The sequence below is a fragment of the Cryobacterium sandaracinum genome (genome assembly GCF_004403415.1).
Classification (GTDB): Bacteria; Actinomycetota; Actinomycetes; order Actinomycetales; family Microbacteriaceae; genus Cryobacterium; species Cryobacterium sandaracinum.
The window spans coordinates 117,759-132,765 of sequence record NZ_SOGO01000031.1; the positions used below are offsets into that span (position 1 = coordinate 117,759).

The 15,007-nt window shown below is 69.2% G+C and carries 15 protein-coding genes; 4 read left to right on the forward strand and 11 right to left on the reverse strand.

Annotation, left to right across the window (positions count from 1 at the left end):
* Positions 1-144: 144 nt before the first annotated feature.
* The gene (locus E3T25_RS10970; protein WP_134374226.1) at positions 145-477 is read right to left on the reverse strand and encodes a hypothetical protein; all 333 of its coding nucleotides are present in this window, start codon (positions 475-477) and stop codon (positions 145-147) included.
* Positions 478-531: 54 nt separating this feature from the next.
* Positions 532-1,752: a DNA polymerase IV gene (locus E3T25_RS10975; RefSeq protein WP_134343104.1), complete on the reverse strand. Its 1,221-nt coding sequence runs from the start codon at positions 1,750-1,752 to the stop codon at positions 532-534.
* Between the two features lie 197 nt (positions 1,753-1,949).
* On the opposite strand from E3T25_RS10975, the gene E3T25_RS10980 reads away from it, so the two are divergent.
* Positions 1,950-2,513 (forward strand): TIGR03086 family metal-binding protein, encoded by a 564-nt coding sequence (locus E3T25_RS10980; protein ID WP_134374228.1) that lies wholly within the window; start codon positions 1,950-1,952, stop codon positions 2,511-2,513.
* Between the two features lie 29 nt (positions 2,514-2,542).
* On the opposite strand, the gene E3T25_RS10985 is transcribed toward E3T25_RS10980, so the two are convergent.
* Positions 2,543-2,728: a hypothetical protein gene (locus tag E3T25_RS10985; RefSeq protein WP_241973149.1), complete on the reverse strand. Its 186-nt coding sequence runs from the start codon at positions 2,726-2,728 to the stop codon at positions 2,543-2,545.
* 422 nt (positions 2,729-3,150) lie between these two features.
* On the opposite strand from E3T25_RS10985, the gene E3T25_RS16795 reads away from it, so the two are divergent.
* A complete protein-coding gene (locus E3T25_RS16795) occupies positions 3,151-3,288 on the forward strand; it encodes a hypothetical protein (RefSeq protein WP_166785092.1) in 138 nt (45 codons plus the stop codon).
* A gap of 476 nt (positions 3,289-3,764) precedes the next feature.
* On the opposite strand, the gene E3T25_RS10995 is transcribed toward E3T25_RS16795, so the two are convergent.
* From E3T25_RS10995 to E3T25_RS11015, 6 genes are all read right to left on the reverse strand, one after another.
* The gene (locus E3T25_RS10995) at positions 3,765-4,781 is read right to left on the reverse strand and encodes a VIT1/CCC1 transporter family protein (protein WP_420898243.1); all 1,017 of its coding nucleotides are present in this window, start codon (positions 4,779-4,781) and stop codon (positions 3,765-3,767) included.
* A gap of 86 nt (positions 4,782-4,867) precedes the next feature.
* A complete protein-coding gene (locus E3T25_RS16800) occupies positions 4,868-5,182 on the reverse strand; it encodes a hypothetical protein (protein ID WP_134400921.1) in 315 nt (104 codons plus the stop codon).
* Positions 5,182-6,687 carry an Asp-tRNA(Asn)/Glu-tRNA(Gln) amidotransferase subunit GatB gene (gene gatB, locus E3T25_RS11000; protein ID WP_104103236.1) on the reverse strand — a complete coding sequence of 502 codons (1,506 nt, stop codon included), beginning with the start codon at positions 6,685-6,687 and terminating at the stop codon, positions 5,182-5,184. Before gatB ends, E3T25_RS16800 begins: the two co-directional genes overlap by 1 nt.
* On the reverse strand, positions 6,687-8,261 hold the full coding sequence (gatA, locus tag E3T25_RS11005; RefSeq protein ID WP_104103234.1) for an Asp-tRNA(Asn)/Glu-tRNA(Gln) amidotransferase subunit GatA: 1,575 nt from the start codon (positions 8,259-8,261) through the stop codon (positions 6,687-6,689). The genes gatB and gatA overlap by 1 nt, the downstream gene beginning before the upstream one ends.
* A 3-nt stretch (positions 8,262-8,264) precedes the next feature.
* Entirely contained in the window at positions 8,265-8,561 is a 297-nt protein-coding gene (gene gatC, locus E3T25_RS11010; RefSeq protein WP_166785093.1) for an Asp-tRNA(Asn)/Glu-tRNA(Gln) amidotransferase subunit GatC, read from the reverse strand.
* A 38-nt stretch (positions 8,562-8,599) separates the two neighbouring features.
* A complete protein-coding gene (locus E3T25_RS11015) occupies positions 8,600-9,928 on the reverse strand; it encodes an alpha/beta hydrolase (protein WP_134374232.1) in 1,329 nt (442 codons plus the stop codon).
* Positions 9,929-10,226: 298 nt separating this feature from the next.
* On the opposite strand from E3T25_RS11015, the gene E3T25_RS11020 reads away from it, so the two are divergent.
* Both E3T25_RS11020 and E3T25_RS11025 read left to right on the forward strand, forming a co-directional pair.
* Positions 10,227-10,772, forward strand: a complete 546-nt coding sequence (locus tag E3T25_RS11020; protein ID WP_134343098.1) for a PadR family transcriptional regulator — start codon at positions 10,227-10,229, stop codon at positions 10,770-10,772.
* Entirely contained in the window at positions 10,769-11,563 is a 795-nt protein-coding gene (locus E3T25_RS11025; protein ID WP_134374234.1) for an alpha/beta fold hydrolase, read from the forward strand. Before E3T25_RS11020 ends, E3T25_RS11025 begins: the two co-directional genes overlap by 4 nt.
* A gap of 1 nt (position 11,564) precedes the next feature.
* Here E3T25_RS11025 and ligA read toward each other — a convergent pair whose 3' ends face one another.
* Positions 11,565-13,844 carry an NAD-dependent DNA ligase LigA gene (gene ligA, locus E3T25_RS11030; protein ID WP_134374236.1) on the reverse strand — a complete coding sequence of 760 codons (2,280 nt, stop codon included), beginning with the start codon at positions 13,842-13,844 and terminating at the stop codon, positions 11,565-11,567.
* On the reverse strand, positions 13,837-15,006 hold the full coding sequence (gene mnmA, locus E3T25_RS11035) for a tRNA 2-thiouridine(34) synthase MnmA (RefSeq protein WP_134374238.1): 1,170 nt from the start codon (positions 15,004-15,006) through the stop codon (positions 13,837-13,839). The genes ligA and mnmA overlap by 8 nt, the downstream gene beginning before the upstream one ends.
* Position 15,007: the final 1 nt, after the last annotated feature.

A 15,007-nucleotide genomic window follows, 5' to 3' on the forward strand; every position in this document is an offset into this window, starting at 1 on the left:
GATCCGCGAACCCCCCTCAACCTCGGCCATGGAGACTCACTCATCGAGCTGGCCGGCGGGCACTGCTAGCGCCGGAGCGCAGTCAGCAGCCCGACATCCTCAGTCGGAGTGGCGGGGCGACCGGGCGGCTGGGAGCCTTCGCTGCTAGCGTTTGAGGGCGCGGACGACGCGGGAGATCGCCTTGCCGGCCACCCAGAGGAACGGGATGCCGACCGCGAGCAACGAGATGACGTTGGGCTCGAAGCGCACCGTCGTGCCCGATTTGACGTAGGCGCCGATCGGCAGGGATGCCCCGCCGCCCCCGCCGCCGGACCCGCTGCCGGTGGCGGCGGAGTCACCCTCGCCACCGCCGAAGCCGTAGTAGACGAGAGCAACGGGAATCAGGGTGACGCCGTCCACCTGGACCGGATCACCGTAGGCCGACCTGACGCCGGCGGTACGAGAGATATCTGCGAACTTCTCTGGAAGGCTAGTCATGGATTCAGGCTACCCCCTGTCTGGTTTGCGGTTGCCTGATCAGAGTGGGCCTGATCAGGGTGTGTCCGGATCCAGCAGCGACGCCGGGCGCACCGTGCCGCGCCCGAACCTTGCGGTGACCGAGTCCACGGCCCGTTCGGCTCCCCGCCAGTCGTCGTCGGGGTCCCAGAGACCGGTGCCAGTGCCGTCGCCACCGCTGAGCTGCTCAACGCGCACGCCGATGAGGCGCACCCGGATGCCGGAGGCCGCCAGAGCCTCGAAGCTGGCAGCCACCTCCTCGTAGATCCGGCGTCCGACGCTGGTCGGTTCCGACAGGGTGCGGGAGCGGGTGACGGTGCTGAAGTCGGTGTAGCGCACCTTGAGCACCACGCAGCGGCCGACGAGGCCTGCGCGGCGCAGCCGGGCAGCCACCGCAACGGACTGCCGCAGCAGTTCGCTACGGAGCCGGGCGACATCCGTCACGTCGTATTCGAAGGTGACCTCGTGGCCGACACTTTTCTCCTCGTGCTCCACCGTGACCACCCGAGGGTCCCTCCCCCAGGCAAGCTCGTGCAGCTTGCGGCCCGACGCGTCGCCCACGCACTTCTGCAGCACCGCGAGCGGGGTGCGGGCGAGGTCACCGATCTGACGCAGGCCCTGCCCGAGAAGCGCCTGCTCGGTCGTGGCGCCGACCCCCCACAGGGTGCCGACGGGCAACGGATGCAGGAATGCGAGGGTCTCGTCGGCGGGGATCACGAGCAGGCCGTCGGGTTTCGCCCGGCCCGACGCCATCTTGGCGACGAACTTCGTGCTCGCCGCGCCGACCGAGCAGGTGAGCCCGGTTTCGGCCTTGACCCGGGCCCGGATCTTCGCGCCGATCTCGGCCGGGGTGCCGTGCAGGCGCCGGGCACCCGCCACGTCGAGGAAGGCCTCGTCGATGCCCAGCTGCTCGACCAGCGGCGTGAACTCTTCGAAGATGCGCATCACCCGGTCGGAGTATTCCTTGTACCGCCCCATGTGCGGTTCGAGCACCACCGCCTCCGGGCAGCGCCGCAGGGCGAGCGCCATGGGCATGGCCGAATTGACGCCGTAGCGCCGGGCCACGTAGTTCGCCGCCGTGACCACCGAGCGCCCGGACCGGTGCCCCACGATCACCGGGCGGTGCACCAGTTCGGGGTGATCGAGAAGTTCGACTGACGCGAAGAACGCGTCCAGGTCGATGTGGAGCAGGGTCGCGGTGCTGTCGTCGACCGCGCCTGTCGAGACCGTGCGATCGCTGCCGTCCTGCCTGCTCATGCGTCCTGCCTGCTCATGCGTCCTGCCTGCTCATGGAGAGACCCTAGCCCGGACCGGCGACAGGCCGCGACCGATTCCGCGACGGGAGAACGTAAACAGCGCCGGGGCGGAATGCACGGTGACGGAATGCACGGTGACTGATGCCGGTTGTAGCGTTGCAGGGGCATCCGTTCCACCCGTTCTACCGAGGGAGTCCCATGACGCATGACTGGCTTGCGCTGCAGAAAAAGGCCGCCGAGGAGTTCGGGGCCCGCGTCGACATGATCACCGACTGGGCCGCCGCCACACCGGACACCGAGTGGACCGTGACCGAGTTGGTCCGCCACGTGGTGCTGGAACAGCAGTGGGTCCCCGCGCTGCTGCGCGGCCTTTCGGTGCTCGACGCCCGGCGCTCACTCACCCCGCTGGGCCCGGACCTCGCGAAGGAATGGGCCATCTATTCGGCGCTGGCGGCCGCAGCCTGGGCAACGACCCCGGCCGACGCACCGGTGACCCTGTCGTATGACACGGTGGCGGCATCCGACTACCTGCGCGAGCAGGTCTCCGACGTCACGATCCATTCCTGGGACTTGGCGCGGGCAACGGCCGCCGAAGAGTCCCTCGACCCGGCCCTGATCGAGGCGGTCTGGACGGTTTTCGAGCCCCAGCGGGACACCCTCGAGGCCAGCGGCCTCTTCGCCTCCCCGATACCATCCGACGAGAACGCGCCGCTGCAGACGCGGCTGCTCGCCCTGACCGGCCGGGATCCGCGCCGGCCGTAGCCCGCGGGCTGCACCTGCCAGGCGTGGGGCTAACGGCTCTCCTTTTCCGAGCCGGTAATGCGTTGGGCGATGTAGATCGAAACGATCGACACCAGCACCAGCACCAGCACCACGGCGATGACGTTGACGATCGGTGCCTGGCTGGGGCGAAACAGGTTGTCCAGAATCCAGATCGGCAGGGTCTTGATGCCCGCCCCCGCGGTGAAGGTCGTCACCGTCTGGTAGAGCGAACCGGAGCACGGTGATGATGTTATCGAGCGTCCAGGACCGTGTGGTGGTGCCCGTGAAGCTGTCGACCGTCCACAGAGAGGTGATCAGCGGGGCGGCGAGGGCAACGAGGGCAACGAGGGCGACGATGTAGATCAGGCCGAGCCAGAGCAGAGGGGTGGACAGCATCAGCGTCAGGCGAAGCCGCGGATGCCGGCTCAGCGTGATCGAATCCCGCCGGGCGAGCGTGTCCCGGTGCGGCGGCACCGGCATCCGTTGCCCCGGCGTCGCCGTGTCACCCGTCATGATTCCTCCGATTCGGCTCGGCCGGATGGGGATGCCGCGCTAACCCTTGATCTCCTGCCAGGCGGTCGTCCAGTCGGAGTAGTCGGTGCACTTCACATCGGTGCGGCCGTCGAGGCAGTCCTCAATGGGAGTGGACCAGTACCAGATCTACGCCGCGTACTCCTCGTCGCCGGCGTGGGAGATCTCGCACTGGTCGGGGTTCACCGTGAAGTCGCAGGCGCTCTCGTTGCCGCCCAGCCCGGAGCACCCGTCGCGGCCGTAGTCACTTACTTCGGAGATTGTCGCAACACGCCGCCCAGACCGGCGTTTCCCCAAAAATCTCCGTAATACCGTGAGGACGGATGCGGGTGGCGCGCCCCATCACGGATGCCCGAAGCAGGCCCCGCAGCGAGCACCACTCCTCCTCCGCAATATGAGTTTGATCGGGTTATCCACAGGGCGCTGACGGTCGCCGACCTGGGGCATCGAATGTCAGTGGGTACCCGTAACGTCTCCCTCATGAAGCCCATATATAGCGAGCAGTCCGAGACCCGGTGGAGCTTCGTGCCCCTGCCCGGCAGAACCCTGCAGTGGACCTCACCGACCGGGCGCACCCTCCTCAGCGAACCGGCCACGAACATCCGTGCACCGGAAAAAGGGCCGAATAGGAGCCGACCGTGCGGCAGGCGCACACGAAGCAACCGGCGCCGTTCTGAGCGGAATTGCGGCCACCTCAAGCACGGCGGCTCGGGAGCAGCGTTAGGCGATCGAGGTTCCGAAGAGAAGACCCAGCAGATAGGTGACGCCGGCGGCACCGAAACCGATGATGAGCTGACGGATGGCGCGCCGCCAGGGCGGCCCGCCCGAGAGCAGCCCGACGATGGCGCCAGTGGCCAGCAGGGCGAGCCCCACGAGCACGGCTGCCGCGATGACCGCGGTGATCCCGTCGAGGCCGAACAGATACGGCAGCACCGGCAGGATCGCCCCGGAGGCGAAGAAGCAGAAGCTCGACGTGGCCGCTCCGATTCCCGTGCCGATGGCTTCGTGCTCGTCGACCGCCGGAGCCAGGCCGCCGGTCTTCTTGACGTCGACCGGGCCGGTCGCGATGGCCACCGTGCGCAGAACCTCGCGTGCATGGATCTCCGCTTTCTCCGGGGGCATCCCCTGCGCGCGATAGACCAGGGTCAGTTCGTTCGCAGCCAAATCGAGATGGGCCAGCACAGTCCGGGAGGCCGGATTCGGCGTTGAGGCTTCGAGCAGCTCACGCTGGGACCGTACCGAAACATATTCGCCGGCACCCATCGAGAGTGCCCCGGCGAGAAGACCGGCGATACCGGTGAAGAGGATCGTGGCGGCGGGCACTCCGGTGGCGCCGATGCCCAGCACCAGGGCCAGGTTGCTGACGAGGCCGTCGTTGATCCCGAAGACCGCGGCTCTGAACGTGCCAGCCAGCCGCTGCCGGCCGCGAGCGGCCAGCCCACGCACGACCTCCTCGTGGATGCGCTCGTCGGCGGCCATGGTGTCTGTGGCGTCGGCATCGGCGTCATACGGGGAGCGGGCCTCGGCACGCTGGGCGAGGGCAAGCACGAAAACCGATCCGAACCTGCGGGCCAGGAACCCCAGGAAACGGGTGCGGATCGCGCCCCGGTGTGGGGCTCCGACCTGGTCACCGAGAAGGTGCCGCCAGTGCTGTTCGTGGCGCCCCTCGGCGTCGGCCAGAGCCAGCAGGATCTCGCGCTCCTCGCCGCTACGGCGTCCGGCGAGGTCGCGGTACACCGTCGCTTCGGCCCGTTCGTCTGCCAGGTAGCGGCGCCAGCGACGGATGTCCCGCGCGGTGGCCGGGCGCTTCTGCTCCACGACGGTTACGCCTCGGGGGCGGCTTCGAGCGAGCTCTGCGCCACCCGAGCCGACGCGTGCGGGCCAGAACCGTCGAGACCGTAGAAGGGTTCGTCGAATTCCACGATCCATACGGTTTCCCGTCCGGAAACGGGGGCGTACAGGGCCGCGCCCTGGAGTTCTCCGGCCGCCACAATCACTCCGCTCGGGTCTTCGGCGTCGGCGTCCGGATACCGACCACGGTCCAAGCGCACCACGACCTGCGCTCCCACACCGAGGGCACCCGGCTGGGAACCGGGGTACCCGTCGGCGGCAGGTTGGCGCGTGTTCCCGAGGCCCATTACTCGGCCGCTCCGGCACGCTCGAGCACGAGCTCGCGCACGCGCGCGGCATCCGCTTGTCCGCGCATGGCCTTCATAACGGCGCCGATCACGGCTCCGGCCGCCTGAACCTTGCCGTCGCGGATCTTGGCCAGAACATCGGGCTGGGCGGCCAGAGCCTCATCGATCGCCGCGATCAGCGCGCCATCGTCCGAGACGACCGCGAGACCGCGGGACTCGACGACCTCGAGCGGAGTGCCCTCGCCGCCGATGACGCCCTCGAGCACCTGCCGGGCCAGGCGGTCGGTGAGCGTTCCGGCCACGACGAGTTCGATCAGTGCGGCGACCTGCGCCGGCTGCACAAGCGAGTCGGCGGACACACCGGAGGCGTTCGCAAGGCGGGCAACCTCGCCGGTCCACCACTTGCGGGCGGCCTGGGCTGCGGCGCCGGCTGCGATGGTTGCCTCGACGACGTCGAGGAGGTCGGAGTTGACGACATCCTGAAATTCGAGGTTGGCGAAGCCCCATTCGGCCTGAAGCCGCTTGCGGCGGGCGGCCGGAGGCTCCGGCAGGGTGGCACGGAGTTCTTCCACCCATTCCCGCGACGGGGCCACGGGAACGAGGTCGGGCTCCGGGAAGTACCGGTAGTCGTCGGCGTCGGACTTGGGCCGGCCGGCCGAAGTGATGCCGGTGTCCTCATGCCAGTGCCGGGTCTCCTGAGTGATGGTTCCACCGGCGTGCAGCAGGGCCGCCTGACGCTGGATCTCGTACCGCACGGCCCGCTCGACCGAACGCAGCGAGTTCACGTTCTTGGTCTCGGTGCGCGTACCGAGCACATTCGAGCCGCGCGGGCGCAGGGACACGTTCGCGTCGCAACGCACGTTGCCCTCTTCCATCCGGGCGTTGGAGACGCCGAGCGCTTTCACGATCTCGCGGATGGCGGCAACGTAGGTGCGGCCGATCTCGGGTGAGTCCGCCTCACCGCCCTCGATCATCTGGGTGACGATCTCGACCAGCGGCACTCCGCCGCGGTTGTAGTCGACCAGCGAGTAGTCGGCACCCTGGATGCGACCGGTCGCCCCACCCACGTGGGTGAGCTTGCCGGCGTCGTCCTCCATGTGGGCGCGCTCGATGTCGACCGTGACCAGGCGTCCGCTTTCGAGTTCGATCGTGAGCTGACCGTTGAACGCGATCGGCTCGTCGTACTGCGAAGTCTGGAAGTTCTTCGCGGTGTCCGGATAGAAGTAGTTCTTGCGGGCGAACCGCGAGTACTCCGCGATCTCACAGCCGAGGGCGAGCCCTAAACGGATGCTCGATTCGATGGCCTTCGCGTTCACCTGCGGCAGCCCTCCGGGCAGACCCAGGCAGGTGGGGCAGGTGTTGGTGTTGGCACCCTGGCCGAATTCGTTCGCGCAGCCGCAGAACATCTTTGTTTTGGTGTTGAGCTCGACGTGCACCTCAAAGCCGAGCACCGGCTCGAACAGCTCCAGGGCCTTGTCGTAGTCCATCAGTTCGGCCTTCTTCATCAGACGGCTCCCTCTGTGCTCGTGAACGCTGTGCTTGTGGCTGTGCCGGCGAACATTTCTCTCCGCGCCAGTTCCGGCGCCCGGCTGAGGAGGGTGTGCCCCCAGGATGCTTCGAGCAGCGCCTCGACGGCGGCTCCGAAGCTGTAGAGACGAGCATCCATTTTCGCGGGCGCCATGATCTGAAGGCCGACCGGCAGGCCGTCCTCGGGCGCGAGTCCCATCGGCAGGCTCATGCCGGGGACCCCGGCAAGGTTGGCCGGGATCGTGGTGACGTCGTTGAGGTACATGGCCATCGGGTCGGCCATCTTCTCGCCGAACTTGAACGCGGTGGTCGGCGCACTCGGCGACACCAGCACGTCAACCTTCGAGAAGGCCGCGTCGAAGTCGCGCTGGATCAGCGTGCGCACCTTCTGCGCACTGCCGTAGTAGGCGTCGTAGTAGCCGGCACTGAGGGCGTAGGTGCCGAGAATGATGCGGCGCTTGACCTCGGGGCCGAAGCCGGCGTCGCGCGTGGCCGCCATGACCCGTTCGCTGGTCAGCGGGCCGTCTTCCGGGTTGACCCGGATGCCGAAGCGCACCGAGTCGAAGCGCGCCAGGTTGCTCGACGCTTCCGCCGGGAGGATCAGATAGTAGGCAGCGATCGCATACTCGAAGCTGGGGGCGGAAATCTCGACGATCTCGGCGCCCGCCGCGGAAAGCAACGTGAGGGTCTCGGTGAAGCGCTGCGCAACTCCGGCCTGAAATCCGTCGCCGCTCAGCTCCTTGATCACGCCGACCCGCACCCCCGTGAGCGCCCCGTCAGCGAGGCCGGCGCGTGCGGCGGCCGCCATCGAGGGCCAGGTGTCCGTGAGCGACGTCGAGTCGAGCGGGTCGTGCCCGCCGATCACGTCGTGCAGCAGGGCGGCGTCGAGCACCGTGCGGGTCACCGGGCCGACCTGATCGAGCGAGGATGCGAGAGCGATCGAGCCGTAGCGGGACACACCGCCGTAGGTGGGCTTGACGCCGACCGAGCCGGTGACGGCGGCCGGCTGGCGGATCGAGCCGCCGGTGTCGCTGCCGAGCGCCAGCGGCGCCTCGAAGGAGCTGACCGCGGCCGCGGAGCCACCGCCGGAGCCGCCGGGGATCCGGTCGTAGTCCCACGGGTTGTGCGTCGGGCCGTAGGCGGAGAATTCGGTCGACGAGCCCATCGCGAACTCGTCCATGTTGGTCTTGCCGAGCAAAATCAGCCCGGCGTCGCGCACGCGCCTGACCACGGTGGCGTCGTACGGGGGGATCCAGCCCTCGAGGATCTTGGAACCGGCGGTCGAGGGCATGTCGATGGTGGCGAGCACGTCCTTGATGGCGATCGGAACCCCGGCGAGCGGCCCGAGCACCTCGCCGGCGGCACGCCGGGCGTCGACGCGGGCTGCGGCGGCGAGCGCGGCCTCGCCGGCCACGTGGAGGAACGCGTGCACACCGGTGTCGACGGCCGCGATCTGGTCCAGGTGAGCCTGGGTCACCTCGACGGAGCTGATGGACCGTTCGACAAGCAGACCCGAGAGGTCGGCGGCGGACAGCTTGATCACGTTGGTCATGGATTACTCCTCGTCCAGGATTGCGGGCACGCGGAACTTGTCGCCGTCCCGGTCGGGAGCCCCGGAGAGCGCCTGTTTGACCGTGAGCGAGGGGACCACCGTGTCGGCGCGGAAGACATTGGTCAGCGGCATCGGGTGGCTCGTCGCCGGCACATCCGGCGTGGCCACTTCGGCTACCTTCGCGACCGAGTCAACGATCTGACCGAGTTCAGTCGTGAGGCGGGCGATCTCCTCCGAGCTGAGGTCGATCCGGGCAAGGTTGGCCAAATGGGCAACCTGCTCGGCCGTGATTTCAGACATGTTGCTCCGTACGATCGTCGAGGGTGGATTCCCCAATTCTATTCGGAGCCGTCGGTGACAAGATCCGCGTTGCCGGTTCCGATCAACGCCATGTTGTGCAGGGACTCGCTTCCAACGTCGAAGTAGGCGTTGTGGCCGACCGATCCGTTCAGCCAGGAGCCGGTGATCCGATCGTTCCCGCCGGACACGCCGAGGGTGTTCGCGCCGTACGACTCCGCACCGGGATCGCTGCCGAAGAAAGCGCTGTTCACGGTCGGGTCCCAGTCGGCGCTGCCCACATAGACACTGCCCGGCGCGACGCTCAGGCTGGCGACGGACTGCACCTGGCTGCCCGGGGACCCCACCAGCACCAGGGCGTCCACCCCGAACGTGCCGCGGGCCAGCGCCGTGAGCGCCACGGTCGACCCGTACGAGTGCGCGAGCACCGAAACGAAGGGCCGACGCGTGCCTCGGTCGGCCGCGATGCCCAGAGCCGACTGCTCCAGGAAGTCGGCGCCGACCTCCGCGAGGCCCGTCCCGCCCACGGTGAACACCGTGGGGGCCTCGTAGCCGATCCAGGCGATCGTGGCGACGCCGGCGGCGCGGATGCCGCCGGTCAGGGCGTGCCCGGACGGCGCCCCCCCGCGCAGCACCGCGATCTGTTCCGTGTACACGGCGTCTGCGGTGTCGGCCCAGTTGACGATCTGCTGCTCGACGGTGTAGTTCATGCCGGGTACCAGATAGGTGACGAATGCGGCGGTGTCCGGGTTGCCGAGAGCGATCGCGGCACGCCCGCCGCCTGCGGGGTCGAGGAGGATCAAGGAACGGCGCGGGGCGCCGTCGGGGGTGCTCAGTGCCGCCTTGACCTGGGTCAGGACGGCGAGTTCTCGGTTGAGCAGCGTGCGCTCGCTGTCGTCGGTCGCGTCGGCCAGCCGCTGGGTGACGTCGGCCAGGCTCTGCGTGAGGTAGCGGGCGTTGGCCCTGCCCCGCTCCCGGAAGGGGACACCCTCCAGGTTGCCCACGAGCTTGGGTGCGGCAGCCAGCAGCGACGACCGCTCGGAGGCGCCGAGTTCCGTCCAGAGGCCGGCCACCGCGGAGGCTGCGGGCGGCGCCGTCAACAGGGCGTCGACCTGGCCGGGGGACTGCTCCACGAACGCGGCCATGTCGGCCACGGAGAGGGTGGACAGCCCGGCCAGCAGGTTGGCTCCGGTCAGTCCCCGCACGGATTCGACGGTGGCGACCGTGGCGGACTTCGGCACGGATGCGATCGGCTGCGCGGACACCCGCGGGTCGCCGGCGCCGGGCACCGCGACCGAGGTGCCGGTGCGCGCCGACAGGTTCAGCCACAACGGTTCCGCCGCGGCGGGTTCGGCGCCCCGGTTCGGCACCGGCTGGCCCTGGACTGTGGTGCTGAGAGCGTGCGCGCCAGAGGTCTCACTGACTCCATTGAGAGCCAGGGAGAGCGTTAGAACCGCCGCTTCTAACAGCAAACCTGGGCACGTCCCCTCACGAACACCGAGTAGCAAAACAACCCGGCCCCTAACAGACAAGCATTGCGTCTCCAGACTACTGAAACGGATGGTGCGGCCGTGCCCCCACAGTGGGTCTGGGAGACCCCCGATCGAGGGTCAATCGCGCCAAAGTTGATACTTGCATAAACCTATATAGGTGTGATCCCATATAAACATGTCGTTGAAAATCGCCCTGCTCGGGATCCTGGACCTCGCACCGATGACGGGATACGACCTCAAAAAGAGCATCGAGGCATCCGTCGCCCATTTCTGGTCCGCCGACCAATCCCAGATCTACCGCACGCTGGCGGCACTGGTCTCCGACGGTCTCGCCGACGTCGAGGTCATTCCGCAGGAGGGACGCCCCGACCGGCGCGAGCACCACATCACCTCGGCCGGCCGGACGGCCCTGGGCGACTGGCTGCGGGCGCCGCTGGAACCCGAAACCTCGCACGACGCGTTCCTGATGCGGCTGTTCTTCGTCGGCACCCTGGGGGTGCCGGCTACCCGGGCACTGATGCGGGCGCGGCGCGGCCAGGCCACCGCGATGCTGGCCGCACTGCGTTCCGTCGCCGAGCAGGAGCAGGCCCACCGCGAGCCCGACGATCGTGCCCCGGACGACCTCGGACGCAGGCTGCGCTTCGCAACGCTGCGGAACGGAATCCTCCACGCCGAGGCGGAACTCGCGTGGCTGGTCGAGACGAAGGAGGCCCTCGGATGAGCCGTCCCCGCCAGCGCCTGAAATTCCGCTATCCCCTGCAGCACGGCGTTGACACCACGGGGACCGACACGATCATGTTCCTGCACGGCGGCAGCGTCGCGTCGTGGTCCTGGAGACCGCAGGTGGAGGGAATGCCCGACCGGCATCTGCTCACCCCCGACCTGCCCGGTTTCGGCGCCCGGGCCGGAGAGGACTGGCTTTCCCTCGGTCAGACCGCCGACGATGTGGCCGGCATCATCGCCGCTCACGCGCGCGGCGGCCGGGCCCATCTGGTGGGGCTGTCCCTGGGCGGCCTCGTGGCCACGCACGTCATGGCCCGGCACCCGGGACTGCTGCACTCCTGCCTGGTGTCCGGCGTGCCGCTCACCGGGGTGCACGGCACGGCCCGGTTCCTGAGCACGATGCAACTGCGGCTCTGGGACCGCCCCTGGTACTGGCGGGCCCAGGCGAAGGCTTTCGGCTTGCCCGCCGACGCGGTCGACCTGTTCGTGGAACACGGACTGAGCCTCCGAACCGACAACGCCCGGCGCGTCTTCGCCGAGGTGAACCGCGGCGGCGTCCCGGAGAGGCTGCAGGACTACCGCGGCCCCCTGCTGGCGGTGGCGGGCGAACGGGAGTCCCGCCTCGTCCGGGACAGCTTTCCCGCGCTGCTCGCCCATTTGCCGCAGACTCGCGCCTGGACCGCACCCGGCATGCACCATGTCTGGAGCATCGAGGATGTGGACCTGTTCACCCGGATGGTGCTCGGTTGGGTCGACGCGTCAGAGGTGCCGGGTGAGAAGAGCCGTTGAATCAAACCGGGTCAGTGTCGGCGTCGGCGTCGGCCGTCGTCTCGGCCAGGGACTCCGGGCCGCTCGTGACCAGCAGGTGGAATTCTGCGGCGTCGAGGATCCGCAGGCCGAGCGCCTCCGCCTTGGCCAGCTTCGACCCCGCGCCCGGACCGGCGGCCACGAAGTCGGTATTCTTCGACACGCTCCCGGCGGATTTGCCCCCGGCGGAAATGATCGCCTCCTGCGCCTCTTCCCGGGTGTAGCCCTCGATCGAGCCGGTGGCCACCACCGTGAGCCCGGCCAGCACTCCCCCGGCCGCCGCAGCGGCTCCCGGACCGGGGTGTTCCGATATGCGGAACTGAACGCCGGCCACCGTCCACTGCTCCACGATGCCCTGGTGCCAGTCCACCTCGAACCACGCGATGATGGCGTCGGCGATGATGCCGCCCACCCCGTCGACCTTGGCGAGCTCCTCGCGGGACGCGGCCCGGATCAGCTCGAGAGAACCGAAGTGGCCGGCCAGGGCGCGCGCCGCCACCGGCCCGACGTGACGGATGTTGAGGGCCACCAGAAGCCGCCACAGCGGCTTGGTCTTCGCCAGCTCGATCTCGCGCAGGAGCTTCTGCGCACTCGACGACGGCTGCGGTCCCTCGACGCCCTTCTTCTTCTCGGCGGCCGTGGGGTTGCGCCGGAACGGCGTGCGCAGCCGCACGGAGCCGTCATCCTCTTCCTTGGCCAGCCCGGTCTCGGCGTCCCGCACGATGACCTCGATCGGCAGCAGGTCGTCGAGGGTGAGGTCGAAAAGGCCGGCCTCGGTGGGCAGGGGCGGCTCCACCGGACGGGTGGGCTGGGTGAGAGCGGCGGCGGCCACCTCGCCGAGCACCTCGATGTCGAGGGCGCCGCGGGAGCCGATGTGCTCGACCCGGCCGCGCACCTGAGCCGGGCAGCTGCGCGCGTTCGGGCAGCGGAGGTCGATGTCGCCCTCCTTGGCCGGGGCGAGCGGCGTGCCGCACTCCGGGCAGTTCACCGGCATGACGAAGGCTCGCTCGGTGCCGTCGCGCAGCTCGACCACCGGGCCGAGCACCTCGGGGATGACGTCGCCGGCCTTGCGCAGCACGACGATGTCGCCGATCAGGATGCCCTTGGCTTGGACCACGTCCTGGTTGTGCAGGGTGGCCTGGCGTACCTCGGAACCGGCGACCCGCACCTTCTTCATGACGGCGAACGGCGTGGCCCGGCCGGTCCGGCCGACGCTGACGACGATGTCGAGCAGCCTGGTGTTGACCTGCTCGGGCGGGTACTTGTAGGCGATCGCCCAGCGCGGCGCCCGGCTGGTGGCACCGAGTTCGGCGTGCAGGGCCAGCTCGTCGACCTTGATCACGATGCCGTCGATCTCGTGGTCGACGCTGGCGCGGTGCTCGCCGTAGTACGCGACGAAGTCCGCCGCGAGAGCCGCGGAGGGTTCCACCCGGTAGTAGCTGCTGGTAGGCAGACCCCAGCCCTGCAACAGCTCGTAGACCCCGGATTGGGACGCGACCGGCGGGGTGGACCACGCGCCGATGCCGTGCACCAGCATCCGGAGCCGGCCGAGCCTGGCCCGCATCAGGCGCAGCGGTTCCGCGGCCTTACCCTCGGCCTTCTGGCGCAGGGAGCCGGCCGCCGCGTTGCGCGGATTCGCGAAGACGCGTTCGCCGGCGGCGACCTGCTGCGCGTTGAGCTCGAGGAATTCGGCGACCGGGAAGAACACCTCACCGCGCACTTCCATCAGGGGCGGATGCCCGGTGCCCCGCAGTTTTCTCGGAATGCCGGGCACCATGGCGACGTTCTCACTGACGTCCTCGCCGACCACCCCGTCGCCGCGGGTGGCGGCGCTGACCAGCACCCCCTGCTCGTAGCGCAGGTTGATCGCGAGTCCGTCGATTTTGAGCTCGCAGAGGTAGTGCACGGGTCGCCCGGCGTCCCGTTCGACCTTCGCGGCCCAGAGGCCGAATTCGTCGAGCGAGAAGACGTTGTCGAGGCTGAGCATGCGTTCGGCATGCTGCACCGGATCGAACAGGCTGGTCTCGGCGCGGCCGCCCACGGTCTGGGTGGGGCTGTCCTGACTGGCCAGCTCGGGGAATTCCCGCTCGAGCTCGGCGAGGCGGTGCACCAACGCGTCGTACTCCGCGTCGGTGATGACGGCCTCGTTGCGGTCGTAGTACGCGTCCCGGGCTTCCAGGATGCGCTGGGTCAGGTCGGAGACCTCGGCCGCGGCGACGTGCAGGGGCGCGTCTGCCGCCGGGTCGGGCGCCGGGCTATGCATCGACGGCGACCGCACTGACGGCACTAACCGTGCGATCGATGGTGCACTGCCCGAGCACGCGGGTGCCGAGGTAGACGACGGCGGTCTGCCCGGGCGCGACGCCGGTGAGCGGCTCGGCCGGGATGATCACGAGCTCGGTGGTGGCGCCGCTCCCGCGGCTCGCGCTGGTCTCGGCGGACGAGCCGGCCTTGAGCGGAACGACCTGGGCCACGGCGGGAACCGGGTCGGCGTGGGCGCGGATCTGCACGTCGCAGTCGAAGGCGATCTCCGGGTGCGCGGGGGCCACGCCGCACCAGGTGAACTTCGTGCCGGCGATCTTCTTGATCGCGAGCGCCTCTTTCGGCCCGACGATGACGGTGTTGGAGATCGGGCGCACCTCGAGCACGAACCGGGGCTTGCCGTCGGCGGCCGGGGTGCCGATCTGCAGCCCCTTGCGCTGCCCGACGGTGAACGCGGCCGCCCCGTCGTGCGTGCCGAGGGTGTTGCCGTCCCGGTCGAGGATGTCCCCGGTCGCCGGCGGCACGCGCTCGGCCAGCCAGCCTCGGGTGTCGCCGTCGGGGATGAAGCAGATGTCGTAGGAGTCGGGCTTGTTCGCCACCGAGAAACCGCGCGCCGCGGCCTCCGCTCGCACCTCAGCCTTGGACGGCGTCGCGCCGAGCGGGAACATCGAGTGCGCCAGTTGGTCCTGCGTGAGCACGCCGAGCACATAGGACTGGTCCTTGGCCCAGGCGCTGGCGCGGTGCAGCTCGCGGTTGCCGTCGGCATCCGTCACGATCGTGGCGTAGTGACCGGTGGCGACGGCATCGAAGCCCAGGTCGAGGGCCTTTTCGAGCAGGGCGGCGAACTTGATGCGCTCGTTGCAGCGCATGCAGGGGTTCGGGGTGCGGCCAGCGGCGTATTCGGCGATGAAATCGTCGACCACGTCGAGCTTGAACCGCTCGGAGAAGTCCCAGACGTAGTACGGGATGCCGATGATGTTGGCCGCCCGCTGGGCATCCATCGAGTCCTCGACCGTGCAGCAGCCGCGGCTGCCGGTGCGCAGGGTTCCGGGCATCCGGCTGAGGGCCAGGTGCACCCCGACCACCTCGTGTCCCGCCTCGACCATGCGGGCTGCGGCGACGGCGGAGTCCACCCCACCGCTCATTGCTGCCAAAACCTTCACT

Excerpts from the sequence above, each read along its gene's own strand:
- ligA (WP_134374236.1), bottom strand. The coding sequence starts at position 13,844 with ATGCATAGCCCGGCGCCCGACCCGGCGGCAGACGCGCCCCTGCACGTC.
- E3T25_RS16795 (WP_166785092.1), top strand. The coding sequence starts at position 3,151 with ATGGGAGTGGACCAGTACCAGATCTACGCCGCGTACTCCTCGTCGCCG.
- E3T25_RS11025 (WP_134374234.1), top strand. The coding sequence starts at position 10,769 with ATGAGCCGTCCCCGCCAGCGCCTGAAATTCCGCTATCCCCTGCAGCAC.
- E3T25_RS16800 (WP_134400921.1), bottom strand. The coding sequence starts at position 5,182 with ATGGGCCTCGGGAACACGCGCCAACCTGCCGCCGACGGGTACCCCGGT.
- gatA (WP_104103234.1), bottom strand. The coding sequence starts at position 8,261 with ATGACCAACGTGATCAAGCTGTCCGCCGCCGACCTCTCGGGTCTGCTT.
- E3T25_RS10980 (WP_134374228.1), top strand. The coding sequence starts at position 1,950 with ATGACGCATGACTGGCTTGCGCTGCAGAAAAAGGCCGCCGAGGAGTTC.
- E3T25_RS10975 (WP_134343104.1), bottom strand. The coding sequence starts at position 1,752 with ATGAGCAGGCAGGACGGCAGCGATCGCACGGTCTCGACAGGCGCGGTC.
- gatB (WP_104103236.1), bottom strand. The coding sequence starts at position 6,687 with ATGAAGAAGGCCGAACTGATGGACTACGACAAGGCCCTGGAGCTGTTC.
- E3T25_RS11020 (WP_134343098.1), top strand. The coding sequence starts at position 10,227 with ATGTCGTTGAAAATCGCCCTGCTCGGGATCCTGGACCTCGCACCGATG.
- gatC (WP_166785093.1), bottom strand. The coding sequence starts at position 8,561 with ATGTCTGAAATCACGGCCGAGCAGGTTGCCCATTTGGCCAACCTTGCC.
- E3T25_RS10970 (WP_134374226.1), bottom strand. The coding sequence starts at position 477 with ATGACTAGCCTTCCAGAGAAGTTCGCAGATATCTCTCGTACCGCCGGC.